General features: G+C 67.4%; 11 protein-coding genes. 6 read left to right on the top strand and 5 right to left on the bottom strand.

Going from position 1 to position 16,501, the window contains the following annotated elements:
• Position 1: 1 nt before the first annotated feature.
• Positions 2 to 1,357 carry an HlyD family type I secretion periplasmic adaptor subunit gene (locus tag AC1RPL_RS03375; RefSeq protein WP_493067842.1) on the top strand — a complete coding sequence of 452 codons (1,356 nt, stop codon included), beginning with the start codon at positions 2 to 4 and terminating at the stop codon, positions 1,355 to 1,357.
• 258 nt (positions 1,358 to 1,615) lie between these two features.
• Here the strand turns inward: AC1RPL_RS03375 and AC1RPL_RS03370 are convergent, their stop codons facing one another.
• Positions 1,616 to 2,257 carry a response regulator gene (locus tag AC1RPL_RS03370; protein WP_493067841.1) on the bottom strand — a complete coding sequence of 214 codons (642 nt, stop codon included), beginning with the start codon at positions 2,255 to 2,257 and terminating at the stop codon, positions 1,616 to 1,618.
• Positions 2,250 to 5,258 carry a sensor histidine kinase gene (locus AC1RPL_RS03365; RefSeq protein ID WP_493067840.1) on the bottom strand — a complete coding sequence of 1,003 codons (3,009 nt, stop codon included), beginning with the start codon at positions 5,256 to 5,258 and terminating at the stop codon, positions 2,250 to 2,252. The genes AC1RPL_RS03370 and AC1RPL_RS03365 overlap by 8 nt, the downstream gene beginning before the upstream one ends.
• A gap of 296 nt (positions 5,259 to 5,554) precedes the next feature.
• Here AC1RPL_RS03365 and AC1RPL_RS03360 point away from each other — a divergent pair, with 296 nt between their 5' ends.
• On the top strand, positions 5,555 to 6,385 hold the full coding sequence (locus tag AC1RPL_RS03360; protein WP_493067839.1) for an alpha/beta fold hydrolase: 831 nt from the start codon (positions 5,555 to 5,557) through the stop codon (positions 6,383 to 6,385).
• 31 nt (positions 6,386 to 6,416) lie between these two features.
• The gene (locus AC1RPL_RS03355) at positions 6,417 to 7,196 is read left to right on the top strand and encodes an alpha/beta hydrolase (RefSeq protein ID WP_493067838.1); all 780 of its coding nucleotides are present in this window, start codon (positions 6,417 to 6,419) and stop codon (positions 7,194 to 7,196) included.
• 370 nt (positions 7,197 to 7,566) lie between these two features.
• On the opposite strand, the gene paoC is transcribed toward AC1RPL_RS03355, so the two are convergent.
• Genes paoC through paoA form a run of 3 tightly spaced genes read right to left on the bottom strand, consistent with a single transcriptional unit; the run spans position 7,567 to position 11,360 of the window.
• Positions 7,567 to 9,759: an aldehyde oxidoreductase molybdenum-binding subunit PaoC gene (gene paoC, locus AC1RPL_RS03350; RefSeq protein ID WP_493067837.1), complete on the bottom strand. Its 2,193-nt coding sequence runs from the start codon at positions 9,757 to 9,759 to the stop codon at positions 7,567 to 7,569.
• 3 nt (positions 9,760 to 9,762) lie between these two features.
• Positions 9,763 to 10,713, bottom strand: a complete 951-nt coding sequence (locus tag AC1RPL_RS03345; protein WP_493067836.1) for an FAD binding domain-containing protein — start codon at positions 10,711 to 10,713, stop codon at positions 9,763 to 9,765.
• Positions 10,710 to 11,360 (bottom strand): aldehyde dehydrogenase iron-sulfur subunit PaoA, encoded by a 651-nt coding sequence (gene paoA, locus AC1RPL_RS03340; RefSeq protein WP_493067835.1) that lies wholly within the window; start codon positions 11,358 to 11,360, stop codon positions 10,710 to 10,712. Before paoA ends, AC1RPL_RS03345 begins: the two co-directional genes overlap by 4 nt.
• A gap of 321 nt (positions 11,361 to 11,681) precedes the next feature.
• On the opposite strand from paoA, the gene AC1RPL_RS03335 reads away from it, so the two are divergent.
• The 3 genes from AC1RPL_RS03335 (at position 11,682) to AC1RPL_RS03325 (ending at position 16,466) form a co-directional block, all read left to right on the top strand.
• Complete coding sequence (locus tag AC1RPL_RS03335) at positions 11,682 to 12,557, top strand: helix-turn-helix domain-containing protein (protein ID WP_493067834.1); 876 nt, start codon at positions 11,682 to 11,684, stop codon at positions 12,555 to 12,557.
• Positions 12,558 to 12,929: 372 nt separating this feature from the next.
• Positions 12,930 to 13,859, top strand: a complete 930-nt coding sequence (locus AC1RPL_RS03330) for a transglutaminase-like cysteine peptidase (protein ID WP_493067833.1) — start codon at positions 12,930 to 12,932, stop codon at positions 13,857 to 13,859.
• A 309-nt stretch (positions 13,860 to 14,168) separates the two neighbouring features.
• Entirely contained in the window at positions 14,169 to 16,466 is a 2,298-nt protein-coding gene (locus AC1RPL_RS03325; protein WP_493067832.1) for a beta-glucosidase, read from the top strand.
• The last annotated feature ends 35 nt before the right edge of the window (positions 16,467 to 16,501 follow it).

Genomic DNA, 16,501 nt, shown 5'->3' with positions numbered 1-16,501 from the left:
CATGACGCTGCTTCCCGTTGCAGGCGAAACGCGCATGGCAGCCGCGCCGGCGGGTGCCGATCCGCGTGGCGATATCCGCGCGGGGCTGATCATCGCCGCGCTGTTCTTCGTGCTGTTCCTCGGCTGGGCTGCCTTCATGCGGCTCGATGCCGCCGCCTATGCGCCGGGCACGCTCGTCGTCTCGGGGCAGCGCCAGTCGGTCCAGCACCGTGACGGCGGGGTGGTCGGCAGGATCTATGTCCGCGAAGGGCAGCGCGTCGAGCGCGGGCAGCTGCTCGTCCAGCTCGCCGCCGCCGAAGTGAGTGCACAGGAGCGGGCGCTTGCCTCGCAGGCGATCCGGCTGCTCGCCCAGCGTGCACGGCTGGAGGCCGAACAGCTCGGCCGCACGACCATCGTCGCGCCGCCGCAATTCGCTGCGCTGCAACCCGAGGATCGCGCCGAGGCGGAACTGGCGCTTCGCCTGCAGCAGACCGAGCTTTCGGCGCGCGCCGCCGTGCTCTCGGCGCAACGCGGAGCGCTCGGCCAGCGCGTCGCCCAGTCGGGCGAGCAGGGCCGCGGCTACGGCCAGCAGGCCGTCGCCACCAGCGAACAGCTGCGCATCATCAACGATCAGATCGCCGCGCTGAAGCCGCTCGCCGACAAGGGCTTCGTCTCGCAGACCCGGATGCGCGATTTGGAGCGTGCCCGCGCCCAGCTGCAGGGAGAGGGCGGCCAATATACCGCGAGTGTCGCCCAGACGCGCGGCGCCGCGCGCGAGAGCGAGCTCCAGGTGCTGGAGGCCGAGCGGACCTTCCGCGAGCGCACTGCGTCCGACCTGCGCGAGGTGGAGACCAGCCTGGGCGAGATCCTCCCCAAATGGACTGCCGCGCGCGACCAGCTCGAGCGCACCGCGATCCGTGCGCCGGCGACAGGCGCAGTGGTGGGCCTGTCGGTGTTCACGCCGGGCGGGGTGATCGCGCCTGGGCAGAAGCTGATGGACGTGGTGCCCGAGCGCGCGCCGCTGGTGATCCAGGCCCGCGTGGCGCCCGACGATGCCGACGACCTCCATGTCGGCCAGCGCGCGCTGGTGAAATTCTCCGGACTGCACGAGCGGACTTTGCCCAATCTCGAAGGCAAGGTGACCCGGCTCTCCGCCGACAGCTTCAACGACGAGAAATCGGGACAGAGCTATTTCACCGGCGAGATCGTCGTGCCCTATGAGCAGCTGCAGATCATCCGGGGCGTGCGCGGCAAGGACTTCGCGCTGCGTGCCGGCATGCCGGTCCAGGTGCTAATCCCGCTGCGCAAGCGCACTGCGCTCGACTATGCGCTGGAGCCGCTGCTCGGAAGCTTCTGGTCCTCGTTCCGGGAACACTAGGCCTGGCGTTCGCCGGGTCGGCGGCCTGGCTTGCAATGTAGGATTTCGTCTGCTGGGCTCGCGCGGTCGGGGCTATGTTCCGGCCGCTCTTTGACTTGTTGGAAAGATAGGGTCCCGCACGCGCACAGATCTTGCGGACCGCGTCGAACTTATCGCGCGCTTCATGCCTGTATTGCACGAAGATCGAGAAGTTTGGGCGGCTCCGGCGTGGCCTTTCGTGAACTTTGACGAGTCGGCGCTGCGCGTGATGTAGGGGGGCTAGATCTCGATGAACCCCCGCCGCGCCGCGACGATCACGGCGTGGGTGCGATCGGCGACGTCGAGCTTGGCGAAGATGTTCTTCAGATGCGCCTTCACCGTGTCGGTGGAGAGCGTCAACCGCCAGGCGATCTGCTTGTTGGGATGCCCCTCCGCCACCAGCCGCAGGATATCGGTCTCGCGCTCGCTCAGCCGGTCGTCGAACGCATGGAGCGCTATTTCCTGGGCGACATCGGCGGCGATCGCGCGGCGGCCGGCATGCACGGCGCGGATCGTGTCGAGCAGGTCCTTGCGGATGCAGCTCTTGAGCAGATAGCCAGTCGCACCCGCGCGCAAGGCCCGCAGCGCATGGGTGTCGCCCGGATAGGTGGTGAGCACCACGAATTGCGCGGCGGGGAAGTCGCGGCGGATCGCCTCGATCGTCTCCACCCCGTCCATGCCGGGCATCTGGATGTCCATCAGCGTCACATCGGGCTGGAGCGTGCGATACAGCTCCACCGCTTCGGCGCCGCCCTGCGCCTCGCCGACGATCTCCATGTCCGCCTGGCGCTCGACCACGGCGACGATGCCTTCGCGCAGCATCGGGTGATCGTCGACCACCATCACGCGCACGGTGCGGGTTGCCACTGCTGCTTCAGCCAATTCTGCCTCCAGTCACCAGGCCGCGCCACTTGCTGCGCCGCGTGGTGGAATAGGCGATCGTCGCGGGGACGATCAGGTTCACTTCGGTGCCGCCCCCGGGGGCGCGCTGCACCACCAGCCGCGACTGGATCTTGCGGGCACGCTCCTGCATTCCGGGCAGGCCGAAATGCCCCTCTCGCCTGCCCTCGCGCAAGACCTGTTCGGGTATTCCCACGCCATCATCGCGGAATCGCACCGAAAAGCCATCGGGCTGGAAGCCGATCCGGATCGCGACCTGCCGCGCCTGGGCGTGGCGCCAGATGTTGAACAGCGCTTCGTTGGCGATCCGCGCGACTTCGTCCCACACCAGCGGATCGAGCGGGCGCGGCTCGCCTTCGGTGACCACGGCGATCTGCGTGGTGGGCGAGAAGACCTGCTTGCGCGCGATCTCGAGGATCATGTGCTCGATATCGTCCGAGCCGCCGATCATCCGCAGGTCGCGCACGCGGTCGCGCCCCTCGGCGAGCACCGAGTCGGCGCGATCGAGCGCTTCCTCCAGCGTTCGTCGCGTCGGATCTTCCGGGGAGATGTCGTCGGCGACGATCTGGAAGCGCAGCACCAGCGCCTGCACGCCCTGGAGCAGGGTGTCGTGCAGCTCCCGCGCGATCCGCTCTCGCTCGGCGAGCCGCTCGCGCATGCGTGCCCGCATATGCCCGGCCATGGTCCGCACCTTCACCTGGTAGAGCAGCAGGAAGAATGCCGCCAGCACCACGGCGCAGAGCAGGGCGAACCAGGGGCTTTGCAGGAAGGTAGGCGGGATGGCGAATTCCAGCGTGGCCGGATTTGGGTTCCACACCCCGTCATTGTTCGATGCCATCACCCGGAAGCGATACGTGCCGGGATCGAGGTTGGTGTAGAATGCCTGGCGGCGCGTGCCGGGATCGACCCAGCCCTTGTCGACTCCCTCCAGCATATAACGGAAGCGCACCCGGCTCGGCACCGAGAAGCTGAGCCCGGTATAATCGATCGACAAATTTGTCTTGCCGCTGGGCAGGGTGATCCGGGTCGGATCGACATGGCGCTGGCCGTCGACGGTCAGCGAGCGGATCGCCACCGGCGGGACGACGGCGTTGCGGAACAGGCGGGCGGGGTGGATCCGCATCACGCTCTGCCGGGTAAGGAACCAGAGCCGTCCGTCGCCGCCGGCGTCGATCTGCAGCCCGTCGTTGCGCTGGGTGCGGCTGGAAAGGCCGTCCTGCTCGTCGAACAGGTCGTGCGGGATCCGATCGCGCGGATGGTCGAAGGCGCGGTCGAGATCGGCGGTGCGCAGCTTGATCAGCCCGGTATTGTTGACCATCCAGGTCTCGCCCGCAGCAGTCTGCACCATGCCGCGGACGCCGCGCAGCCAGGGATGGTCGGCGATGACCAGGCGTTCGAAGTGGCCATTCCGCAGGCGCGCCAACCCGTTGCCACCCGCCACCAGCATGCCGCTGTGCCCGCCAAAGACGCCGGTGAGGCCGGACACGCCGATCTGGTCGTTGGTCCAGCCGCGCGCGCTGCTGCCGATCACACGGACGATCGACTTGCGATCGAGGATGATCACCGGATTGCCGTCACGGTCGATCACGATGTCCTGCGGCCGGCCGGGCAGGGGCAGGGGTGCCTCGTGCCAGCCATTGCCGCGGCGCACGAGCACGCCGTGCTGGAAGCGCGCCACCCAGAGCCGGCCAAGCCGGTCCTCGGCACAGCCAAAGGTCGCGCCGGCACCGGGCAGGGCAAGCGTCTCCACTGCCTGCCCGCCGCGCAGCCGGATCATCCTGTCGGGCGTGCTCAGCCACACCGAGCCCTTGCCGCCCCGGCACAGCGCCTGGATTTCCTGATAGCCGTTCGAGACCAGGCTGGGTTCCTGGCCCGGTGACGCGCGATAGAGCGACGGGCCGCTCGCCAGCCAGACCGTACCGGCATCGTCTGCCGCCACCAGATAGCCTTCGGCCGCGCCCGCTGCCGGCGGCTCGATGCGGAACAGGTTGGCGGGGCGGAACTGGTCGAGCCCTAGCTCGGTGCCGATCCAGATATTGCCCTCGCGGTCCTCAAGCAGCGACACCGCCTGGTTGGAGGTCAGGCCCTGCTCGGTGCGATACTGGGAAACGGCGCCCTGGGCGCTGGCCTGTTCCGCGGCGTGGTCGATCTGGAAGATGCCGCTGGTGAAGCTCGATCCCCATAGATTGCCCTCCCGGTCGAACAGGATTGCCGTGCGGCGCACCGGGCCGGCGAAGGGGAAGACCACGGGATTACGCGCCTGGCGCGCGCCGGCGGGATAATCGGGCAGCATCCGGGTGCCGTTCGAATCCGCCAGCCACATATTCCCCTCGGGATCGCGCGCGAGATTAGCGCCGAAGCCGAGCTTGAGGCCTGCCGGCTCGAAGCGCTGCGCGCCGCGGCGCAGGATGAAGAGCTCCCTTTCGGAGGCGACCCACACCGATCCGTCGCGCGCAACGGCCAGGCTTGAGATGAAATCGCGGTTGGGAACGCCGTAGCGCTCGTCGATCGCTTCCCAGCGACCGTTCCGATAGCGCTTCAGCGCCTTGTGGGTGCGACCGCCGACGGCCCAGATCGCGCCGTCCGAATCTTGCCGAAGCTCGGTGATCTCGCCCGGAGCGTCGGGCATCCCGGTGCGGACCATCTGCCCGCCGCGATAGACCTCCACGCCGCCGCCGCCGGCATAGGCCGCCCAGACCTCGCCGGAGCGGGTGACCAGCAGCGCGCTGACCGGTATCGATCCCTTCGGATGGTCGGCGGCCGGCGAGACATATTCGAAGGTCACCCCGTCGAACCGGTAGAGCCCGTTGCCGGTACCCACCCAGATATAGCCGTCCGGTCCCTGCGCCAGCGCCTGGACCATGGCGGGCATGCCGTCCTTGCTCGTCCAGGTGGCGTGGAGATAGCGCGAGATGCCCTGGCCCGGCGCGTCCGCGGTGGCGGCCCCAGCGCAGCAGGAGAGGAGGATGGCAGCGATGAGCAAGGCAAGTCGCAAGACGGTCCCCTCTCATGCGAAACTCGGGAAAGCGGAAGGTTAGCACGAAAGCGCGGGCGGCTGGAGTACCCCGAAAGAGTAGGCTTTGGCTACCGGCGCGGGATTTCCGGCGATCCCCGGTCATGGGAGGGGTAGAAGCAGATTTGGCGGGAGAATCACCGATGGACGAACGTCTCGAAGCCACGCGCCGCGAGCTATTGACGGCAGCCGCCGCGATCGCGGCGGTCTCGGCATTGCCTCTCCCGCTCCGTGCCAGCCCTTCCCCCAACGCAGGAGACAAGAACGTGGGTATTCTCAAAGTCGCGGACGGCACCGAACTCTTCTACAAGGATTGGGGTCCCAAGACCGGCCAGGTGGTCTGGTTCCATCATGGCTGGCCGCTCACGTCGGACGACTGGGACAGCCAGATGATGTTCTTCCTGCTCAAGGGCTACCGCGTGATCGCGCATGATCGGCGTGGGCATGGCCGCTCGACCCAGACCGACACGGGCAACGAGATGGACACCTATGCCGCCGACGTCGCGGCGCTGGTCGAGCATCTCGACGTCAAGGGCGTCACGCATGTCGGCCATTCGACCGGCGGTGGCGAGGTCGCGCATTATGTCGCCCGCGCCAAGCCGGGCCGCGTCGCCAAGATGGTGCTGATCGCCTCGGTGCCGCCGCAGATGCTCAAGACCGAGAAGAACCCCGGCGGCCTGCCGATCGAAGTGTTCGACGGTATCCGCGCCGGCGTGCTCGCCAATCGCGCCCAGCTCTACATCGATTTCCCGACCGGCCCCTTTTACGGCTTCAACCGGCCGGGCGCGGTGATCAGCCAGGGGACCATCGACAACTGGTACCGCCAGGGCATGATGGGCGGGATCAAGGCCCATTACGACTGCATCAAGGCGTTCAGCGAGACCGACTTCACCGACGACCTGAAGAAGATCGACGTGCCGTCGCTGGTGATGCACGGCGATGACGACCAGGTCGTGCCCTATGCCGATTCCGGTCCGCTCTCGGCCAAGCTGCTCAAGAACGGCACGCTCAAGACCTACAAGGGCTATCCGCACGGCATGGCGACCACGCATGCGGACGTGATCAATCCGGACCTGCTCGCCTTCATCAAGGGCTGACCGGCACGGCCCCTCTAGTCTGGAGTACCGAATGGCCGATACGGTCATGCTCATCCACGGTGCCTGGCTGACGCCAAGCTCGTGGGACCGCTTCCGCCAGCGCTTCGAAGCGGCGGGCATGACCGTGCTGGCGCCGCCCTGGCCCTATCTCGATCGCCCGGTGGACGAACTCCGCCGGGCGCCCGATGCGGCGCTGGGCAAGCTCGGGCTCGGCCAGATCGTCGATCATTATGCCGCGCTGATCGAAGCGCTGCCGCATCCGCCGATCCTGATGGGGCACAGCTTCGGCGGGCTGATCGTCCAGCTGCTCGCCGATCGCGGGCTGGGCGCCGCGGCCGTGGCGATCGACCCGGCGCCCCCGTTCGGCGTGCCGGCGCATCCGCTGGCGGTGTGGACCTCGCTGCCCGTGTTCACGGCATGGAACAGCTGGAACCGCGCACTGCGCATGAGCCTCAAGGGTTTCTCCACCGGCTTTGCTCAGACCCTGCCCGAAGCCGAGAAGCCCTATGCCTGGGAAAAGTTCGTGGTGCTCACACCGGGGCGGATCTTCTTCCAGGCGCTGCTCGGCATCGGCAGCAAGCTGCGCTGGGACAATCCCGATCGCCCGCCGCTGCTGCTGATCGCCGGCGAGAAGGACCGCACCGTGCCCGCGCCGATGGTGCGTATCAACTACCGCCGGCACCTGCGCTCGCCGGTGGACACGATGTTCCACGAATTCCCGGGCCGCTCGCACTGGCTGTGCAACGAGGACGGCTGGGAGGAAGTCGCCGACCGGGCGCTATCCTGGGCGCGGACGGCGGCGGGGCGATAGTTCCTACGTTGCGTGTTGCGACGACTCGGCAAAGGGCCCGAAGTACACGCGAGAAGCGGTCCAAACTTCACGAACATCGCGCAGTGCAGGGACAAATGCGGTGAGAAGTTTGGGTGTTTTGCAACATCCTTGCGGGTGCAGGATCCTATCTTTCCAACAAGGTCAAAGAGCGGCCGGACTTGGAGCCGGCCGCGTGAGTCCAGCAGGCGAAATCCTACATTGCAAGTGGCGCGTAACTTTGGCGGAGAGGTGAAGCACATACACCGTCATTCCCGCGAAGGCGGGGATCCAGTGTTACTTCGCGCATCGCTCTGCGACTCTGGATCCCCGCCTTCGCGGGGATGACGATGGAAGGGGCGGGTGTTGCCCGTCACGCGAACTCCGGCATCCCCGCGAGCAGCTTGTCGAGCGTGACCGGATAGTCGCGCACGCGCACGCCGGTGGCATTGTGGACCGCGTTCGCCACCGCCGCCGCGACGCCGCAGATGCCGAGCTCGCCGACGCCCTTGGCCTTCATCGGCGAGGTGGTCGGATCGGTTTCCTCGAGGAAGATAACGTCCTGGTGGGGCATGTCGGCGTGGACCGGCACTTCATAGCCGGCCAGGTCATGGTTGACGAAGAAGCCGAAGCGCTTGTCGACCACCAGCTCCTCCATCAGTGCCGCACCGGCGCCCATCGTCATCGCCCCGATCACCTGGCTGCGCGCCGAGGTCGGATTGAGGATGCGGCCCGCCGCGCACACGGCGAGCATGCGGCGGATGCGGATCTCCGCAGTGGCGGCATCGACGCCGACTTCGACGAAATGCGCGCCGAAGGTCGACTGCTGGACCTTCTTGGCGAGGTCGCCATATTCCATCGCGTCCTCGGCGACGAGCTCGCCGGCCTTGGCCGCGTCGGCAAGGGGCACGCTGCGCTTGCCACTCTTCACCTTGCCGCCGGCGAATTCCGCGTCGGCCGAGTTGAATCCGAGCTTCTGCGCTACCGCCTCACGGAGCTTCACGCAGGCGGCATAGACGCCCGCGGTCGAGCTGTTCGCGCCCCATTGCCCACCCGAGCCGGCAGAGACCGGGAAGCTGGAATCGCCCAGCTTCACCACCACCTTGTCGAGTGGCACGCCCATCATCTCGGCGGCGGTCTGCGCGACGATCGTATAGCTGCCGGTGCCGATATCGGTCATGTCGGTCTCGACCGTGACCACGCCCCTGGCGTTCAGACGGACGCGCGCGGCGGACTTCATGTTGATGTTGTTGCGGAAGGCCGCGGCCATGCCGATGCCGATCAGCCAGCGGCCGTCGCGGACCTGGCCGGGCCGGGTGCCGCGCTTGCTCCAGCCGAACTTCTCGGCGCCGGTGCGCATGCACTGGATCAGCTGGCGCTGCGAGAAGGGACGGTTCGGCTTTTCGGGATCGACCTGCGTGTCGTTCACCGCGCGGAACTCGATCGGATCCATGCCGAGCTTCTCGGCCATTTCGTCCATCGCGATCTCGAGCGCCATCAGCCCGGAGGCTTCGCCCGGTGCGCGCATCGCATTGCCTTCGGGCAAGTCGAGCACCGCAAGCCGCGTCGCGATCAGGCGGTTGGGGCTGGCGTAGAGGAGGTGCGTCTGGGCGGTGGCGTTCTCGGGCCCGCCGCCGGGCAGATCGCCCGACCATTCCTGGTGCCCGATCGCGGTCAGCTTGCCGTCCGGCCCCGCGGCCATGCGGATGCGCTGGATCGTCGCGGGGCGATGCGTGCCGTTGTTGAAGATCAGCGGGCGCTGGAGCGCGACCTTGACCGGGCGCCCGACCTGCCGCGCGCCGAGCGCCGCCAGGATCACGTCCGCGCGCGGGAACAGCTTGCCGCCGAAACCGCCGCCGATGAAGGGCGAGATGACGCGCACCTTCTCCTTGGGCAGGCCGAGCGTCTTGGCGATGTCGCGCACCGCCCAGTCGATCATCTGGTTGGCCGTCCACAACGTGACCTTGTCGCCATCCCATGCGGCGATGGTGGCGTGCGGCTCCATCATCGCATGGCTGTGATCGGGCGTGGAATAGGTTTCGTCGAACTGGACCGGGGCGGCCGCGAAGGCCTTGTCGAAATCGCCGAGCTTGCTGTCGGGCTTGCCGCCGGGGCTGGTCGCCGACTCCATCGAGCGGGCCAGGTCGAAGCTGCCCTTGGCCCGGCTATACTCGACGCGGATCAGCGATGCGGCGGCGCGGGCCTGTTCGAAGGTTTCGGCGACGACCAAGGCCACCGCCTGGTGATAATGCTCGACCTCCGGACCACCGAGCAGCCTGGCGGTGTTGTTCTCGCCCTTGCCCAGCTTGCCGGCATTGTCGGCGGTGACGATGGCGAGCACGCCAGGAGCTGCCTTGGCGTCTCCGAGCTCCATCGACGTGATCCGCCCCTTGGCGATCGCCGAGCCCAGGACGAAGCCATAGGCCGGGTTGGGTACGTCGTGATGCTCATAGGCATAGGGCGCCAGGCCGCTGGTCTTGAGCGGCCCGTCGATGCGCGGGGTGGGCTTGCCGACGAACTTGAGCTGGTCGATCGGATTGGTGCCGGCGGGCGTGTCGAACTTCATGGCTCAGCCCTTCGCTTCGGCAATGGCGGCGGCGAGCGTGCGCTCGGCCAATACCAGCTTGAACTTATTCTCTTCGGTCGGCTTGGCGCCGGCAAAGGCGAGCGCGGCCGCCGCCTTCGCACCTTGGGCCAGCGCCGCTTCGGCTGCCTCGACCCGCCAGGGCTTGGGCGCCACGCCGCCGAACGCCACGCGGCCGCTGCCGTCGTTGTTCAGGATGGCGCCCACCGAAACCAGCGCGAAGGCGTAGGACGCCCGGTCGCGGACCTTGTGATAGATATGCGTGCCGCCGATCGGCTGGGGCAGGGTCACCGCCGTGATCATCTCGCCGGCCGCAAGGCTGTTCTCCACGTTCGGCGTATCGCCCGGCAAGGTGTGGAAGTCGGCGATCGGGATCGCCCGGGTCGCGCCGTCGGCGCGCACCGTCTCCACCACGGCGTCGAGCGCGCGCATCGCCACCGCCATGTCGCTGGGATGGGTGGCGATGCAGGCATCGCTGGTGCCGATCACGCCCAGGCTGCGACTGACCCCGTCGATCGCCGCGCAGCCGCTGCCGGGCTTGCGCTTGTTGCAGGCCTGGTTGGTGTCGTAGAAATAGGGGCAGCGGGTGCGCTGGAGCAGATTGCCCGCGGTCGTCGCCTTGTTGCGCAGCTGGCCCGATGCGCCGGCGACGAGCGCGCGGGAGAGCAGGGCATAATCCTTGCGCACGCGCTTGTCGGCGGCGAGATCGGTGTTGCGCACCAGCGCGCCGATGCGCAGCCCGCCGTCCGACGTCGCCTCGATCCGGTCGAGCCCGAGATGGTTTACGTCGACCAGATGCGTCGGCGTCTCGATCTGAAGCTTCATCAGGTCGAGGAGGTTGGTGCCGCCCGCGATGAAACGCGCGCCCTGGGTGCGGCCGACGATAGCGGCGGCTTCGGCGGGGCTGTGCGCCCGCTCATAGCTGAACGCCTTCATGCCTTCCTCCGGGCGGCGACTTCGCCGATCGCCTCGACGATGTTCGAATAAGCGCCGCAGCGGCAGATATTGCCGCTCATCCGCTCGCGGATTTCCTCGGGGCTCATCGCCGGCTTGCCCGCGACGTTTCCCGTCACATGGCTGGGGATACCGGCGCGGATCTCGTCGATCACCGCCACCGCCGAGCAGATCTGGCCCGGCGTGCAATAGCCGCACTGGTAGCCGTCATGCTTCACGAAGGCTGCCTGCATCGGGTGAAGCTTCTCGGGCGTGCCGAGGCCTTCGATCGTGGTGATCGCATCGCCTTCGTGCATCACCGCGAGGCTGAGGCAGCTATTGATCCGCCGCCCCTCGACGAGCACCGTGCAGGCGCCGCACTGGCCGTGATCGCAGCCCTTCTTGGTGCCGGTGAGCTTGAGATGCTCGCGCAGGGCGTCGAGCAGCGTGGTGCGCGTGTCGAGCTCCAGCGTGCGCGGCTTGCCGTTCACCTGGAAGTTCACCTTCGCCAGCACCTGCGTGCCGGCGCCGGCCGAAGCTGCATCCTGTGCGGCGCTGGCCCCCGGCGGGGCGGCGGTCACCGCCACCGAGGCTGCTCCGCCGACGAGCACGCCGCGCCGCGATAATTCGAAATCACCTGGTCCATGCATATCGGCCTGTGCTCCCGTGAAGCTGGCGCGTGCCCTGAAATTGCCGGGTCATGCCCTGTCCTTCGTCGTTCTAGCGCGAACAACGATCCACGCAAACTTTGGCTCACCTATAATAAAGTTGATGTGCATCAAGTGGATTCGGCTCTCAAGCGGTGCTAGCACCGCGTTGGAAAAACTCGATAAAGGCCGGCGAACGGCTTGGTCGCAAATCTTCGGAAACTCATGAAGCCGCCACGCGGGATTCGAACCGGCCACTATACGACTGCGGGATTCCCGCCTGCCGACCGTCACGAGCTGTGGGCGGCGCGTGGGTGGCCGAGCGTGGCGTCGCTGTTCGATTCGATACCGATAGGCCCGTTCCACACCACGGCGGAAACCGTCGTGCTCGACGGCGTGCCGGTATCCTATGCCCGGGGCACCGCCCGGCGGTTCGAGCGCACGCCGGAGCGCATTGCCGAGGACGGGATCGATGTGCTGGGCGTCAGCGTGTTGCTCGAAGGCAGTGCCGAGGGCGACGCGGCCGGCGTTCCGTTCCTGGCCGAGGCCGGCGAGATCGTGATGCTCGACATGAAGCGAGTTTCGACGGTGATGCTCAGCGAAAGCCGATCGATCCAGTTCGCGGTGCCGCGTGCCCGCGCCGAGCGCGAGATCGGCCTGGTCAAGCGCCTGCACGGCCGAGTGATCGGGCGCATGGAGGCGGCATTGCTCCACAGCCATCTCCTCCAGCTTGCCGATCGCCTCGGATCAATTCCCGAAAGCGATTCCGCGCGGGTTGCCCGGACGCTGATCGACATGCTCGCTTTGTCGATGCGCGCGGTGGGGGAAGGGGCCAGCGCCAACGCGGAACGCTCGACGCAGCCGCTGGCGCTGCGTGCCCGGGGCGAGATCGAGCAGAATCTCGGCTCGATCGGGCTCAACAGCACGAGCCTGTGCCGCCGCCTCGGCGTCTCGCGTTCGACGTTGCATCGCTTGTTCGAAGAGGAGGGCGGCGTGCAGGCCTATATCCGCAAGCTTCGGCTCGAGGCGGCGCATGCGGCACTGGTCGCGTCGCCGGGTACCGAGCGGATCGGCGACATCGCCGAGCGGCTCGGGTTCAGCGACGCGGCGCATCTCAGCAGGCTGTTCCGCCACCGTTTCGGCGAGAGTCCCAGTGCATGCCGGGCACGGGCATTCGAGCAGGGCGGCCAAGGCCAGTAGAAAAGGCCGGGCTTTCGCCCCGGCCTTCCCTTTCCGTCTCCGGCCTGGCGATCACTGGCCGGCCAGCTCCTCCTCCAGATCGAGATTGGTCTCGTCGAGCTGGATGACGATCGCGGTATAGCCCTGGCGGAGCAGTTCGCCGAGCCGCTGGACATTGTTGACGACCACCGCCGGGCGCTGGCCGCTCTGGCCGGCGCGATCAAACCCTCAATTAACCATAATTCCTAACCATAATCAGTGGCTTGTACTTAGGTCTTCGTTAGTCTGGCCTTAGGAGTGCCCGGCCTATTCCTCTCTCTGGTTTCAACCGGGGGTGGGGTGTTGCGTCGCGTATCAACAGCGCGACTGGTGCTGTCTTGCGCGGCGCTGGTTGTGGGGCAGTCTGCGTTTGCCGCGTCGAAGGATGCCGGCGATTCGGCGAATCGAGAAGTCGCGCTGCGGCTCGCCGATGCCCCGCGCTGGACCGATGTGCTCGCCCGCGAGGCGCGCGAGGCTGTCGCGGCCACAAGGCCTTCTGTCCATTGCATGATGCCCGCCGACGAGATGCCGGGCGATTGCGGCCGCCCGGATTGGCGCGTCGGCTTCCAGTCGCTGCGCGGGTTGCCCAAGGGTGAGGCCGTCGTCGCTGTGCAGGCGCGGGTGAACAAGCTTCCCTATGTCTCGGATCTCGCCAATTGGGGTATGGCGGATCGCTGGGAGACGCCCGCGGAGATGTTTGCGCGCGGCGGTGATTGCGAGGATTACGCGCTCACCAAATATTTCGCCCTCCGCGACCTCGGCCTGCCCGAAAGCGCGATGCGCATCGCGATCGTGTGGGACAATGCCGATCAGGAGCAGCATGCGGTGCTGTTCGTCGATGTCGATGGGCAGAACTGGGTGCTCGACAACAAGTTCGCCGTGCCGGTGCCGGCCACCAGCATGGCCGCGCGCTATCGGCTGATCTGGTCGGTCAATCGCGACGGGGCCAAGCTCTCAACAACCACCGCCGAAGGCGAGGGCGGTCCGCGCCTGCGCGTCGCGCGCGGGGGCAAGATGCTCGTCCTGCACACCCGTCCGATCCGCCGCGGCAGTGCGATGCCGGTGGCGCAGATCGAAGTTGCCTCGGACGGACAGGGCGGGGCGCAGGTCCCCGCCGACGTCGCCGAACTTGGCAATTCGATCCTCCCCGTCGAACTTGGCCTGGGCGTGCTGGTCGGGGCATTTCCGCGGGCCTTTGTGCCGGTCTGGCGCGCCCGCGAAGCTGCGCTGTTCGGCGAGCTTGCGCGCGCTGGCGAGACCGCCGTCCGCTACGCCGGGAAATAACCCGTTTCGGGGGTAATTGTCCCATTCTCCCAAATGGTTGCGCTAACATCCCGTTTCCCATGTAACAAAATTGAGAACGTTCTTGAGAACGCTCTCAATCTGTGCTTTAAGCCCATCATTGGAGCGTAAGACTCCGCGGACAGAGGGGTGTTGGAACAGGCTGCCGTGCGCGCCATGAGGCGTCGTGGGCTTGTCTTGTCGCTGAAACCGACAGCGTTGTCGGAAAAGGCTCCCTCAGGTTGGATCGGATGAACTGGCGCGCCTCGCGGCGTGCACGGTGCCTTTGCGCGCGCCGAAGGGGAGAAGTTGATGCTGGTCAGTCTGCGGTACGTGGCGCGCTATACGGCGTTGCTCGCCAGCACCGCGCTCGTGGGGGCCATGGGAGCGCATGCGCAGGGCATCGTCGCACCCGCTGTGTCGAACCCCGCCGATCCCACGGCCAATCCCGCTCGTCCCTGGTCCGATCCCAAGCTACCCGCGGCCGCCCGCGCGGAAATGCTGCTCGCGGCGATGACGCTCGAGGAGAAGCTGGCGCTTGTATACACATGGTTCCCGCCGCTCGCGAAGGATTCCGCGGCACCGACCGACATGATCCCTTCCGCCGGGCAGCAGCCGGCGATCCCGCGGCTGGGCATCCCTGCGCTGCGCGAGACCGATGCCAGCCTCGGCGTCGCCAACCAGGTCGAGCAGCGCAAGGGCGACACCGCCACGGCGCTCCCCTCCAGCCTGGCGCTCGCCGCGACCTTCGACCCCAAGATCGCCTATGAAGGGGGCGCGATGATCGGCAGCGAGGCGCGGGCCAAGCGCTTCAACGTCATGCTCGCCGGCGGCATCAACCTGACGCGCGATCCCTGGGGCGGCCGCAACTTCGAATATCTGGGCGAGGACCCGCTGCTCGCCGGCATGCTGGCGGGCGAGTCGATCCGCGGCATCCAGTCGAACCACATCGTCTCGACGATCAAGCATTTCGCGCTGAATGCGCAGGAGACCGGCCGCTTCGTCAGCGACGGCAAGATCAGCGAGGCTGCATTCCGGGAAAGCGACCTGCTCGCCTTCGAGCTGGCGATCGAGCGCGGCAAGCCGGGCTCGGTGATGTGCGCCTACATGTCGGTGAACGGCGACTTCGCCTGCGAGAACGCGTTCCTGCTCAACACGGTACTGAAGCAGGACTGGGCCTATCCGGGCTATGTGATGTCCGACTGGGGTGCGGTCCACTCGACGGTAAAGGCGGCGCGCAACGGGCTCGACCAGCAGTCGGGCGGAGAGCTCGACACGCACATTTTCTTCCGCGGCGATTTGAAGAAAGCCGTGGAGAGCGGCGAGCTGCCCCAGGCGCGGCTCGACGACATGGCCCGGCGCATCCTCAACAGCATGTTCGCGACCGGCGTGATGGATGCAGCCGTGGTTGAGACGGTGCAGCCGATCGACAATGCGAAGAATGCCGAGGTCGCCCAGCGTGCGGCCGAGGCGGCGATCGTGCTGCTCAAGAACGACAGGAACCTCCTTCCGCTCGCCAAGTCGGCCAAGCGCATCGTCCTGATCGGCGGTCATGCCGATATCGGCGTGCTTTCCGGCGGCGGCTCGTCACAGGTCCGCTCTAACGGCGGTATTCCACTCGAGATACCCCTCAAGAATGGCCCGGCCGCGTCCTTCGTGCGCGTGACGTGGCACGCTTCCTCGCCGCTCGCGGCGATCCGCGCGCTGGCCCCCAAGGCGCGTGTCGATTTCGTCGATGGCAGCGACCCGACCGCTGCTGCCGCGGCGGCGAGGAACGCGGACCTGGCTATCGTCTGGGCCACCCAGTGGACGACCGAGGCAGAGGATCCCGAGACGATCGAGCTGCAGGGCAACCAGAACGCCGTGATCGCCGCGGTCGCCGCGGCCAATCCGCGCACCGCCGTGGTGCTCAACACCGGCGGCCCGGTGCTGATGCCCTGGCTCGACAAGGTGTCGGCGGTGCTCGCCGCCTGGTATCCCGGGCAGCGCGGCGGCGAGGCGGTGGCGCGCGTGCTGTTCGGCGAAGTGAACCCCTCGGGCCGCCTGCCGATCACCTTTCCGGCATCGATCGACCAGGCGCCGCGGCCGACCGTGCCGGGCTTCGACCAGGTCAAGGCTTCACCCGATCGCGGGCAGGATGCGCGTGCGATCAAGCCCTTCGTGATCGACTATAAGGAAGGCTCGGACGTCGGCTATCGCTGGTATGCCCGGCAGGGGCACAAGCCGGCTTTCCCGTTCGGCTACGGCCTGAGCTACACGCGCTTCGCCTATGCCAACCTCAAGGTCGAGGGCGGGGCCTCGCTGACGGTGCGCTTCGACGTCACCAATCGCGGCAAGCGCGAAGGCGCCGACGTGCCCCAGCTCTACGTGACGCCGGCGAGCGGAAGCCGTCCGCTGCGCCTGGCCGGCTTCGAGCGGGTGACGCTCAAGCCTGGCGAGACGCGCCGCGTCACCCTGATCGCAGAGCCGCGCATCGTCGCGGACTACGACACCGCCCAGCCGGGATGGCACCTGGCGGCGGGAACCTATCGTGTCGCGATTGCGCGAGATGCCGGTCAACCGGTGCTCACGGGCGCGGCGGATTTGCAGGAACGCCGACTGGCGCCCTGAGACAAGCACCGGGTGAGGCGCGCGTAGATGCGCCG

Source organism: Sphingomonas sp. GW821-FHT12D09, assembly GCF_058807215.1.
The sequence above is the reverse complement of the archived record's forward strand: the minus strand, read 5'-3'. Positions and strand labels throughout refer to the sequence as shown.

Bases quoted from the DNA above. Each gene is read 5' to 3' on its own strand.
- AC1RPL_RS03375 (WP_493067842.1), top strand. From the start codon at position 2: ATGACGCTGCTTCCCGTTGCAGGCGAAACGCGCATGGCAGCCGCGCCG.
- AC1RPL_RS03355 (WP_493067838.1), top strand. From the start codon at position 6,417: ATGGCCGATACGGTCATGCTCATCCACGGTGCCTGGCTGACGCCAAGC.
- paoC (WP_493067837.1), bottom strand. From the start codon at position 9,759: ATGAAGTTCGACACGCCCGCCGGCACCAATCCGATCGACCAGCTCAAG.
- AC1RPL_RS03345 (WP_493067836.1), bottom strand. From the start codon at position 10,713: ATGAAGGCGTTCAGCTATGAGCGGGCGCACAGCCCCGCCGAAGCCGCC.
- paoA (WP_493067835.1), bottom strand. From the start codon at position 11,360: ATGCATGGACCAGGTGATTTCGAATTATCGCGGCGCGGCGTGCTCGTC.
- AC1RPL_RS03325 (WP_493067832.1), top strand. From the start codon at position 14,169: ATGCTGGTCAGTCTGCGGTACGTGGCGCGCTATACGGCGTTGCTCGCC.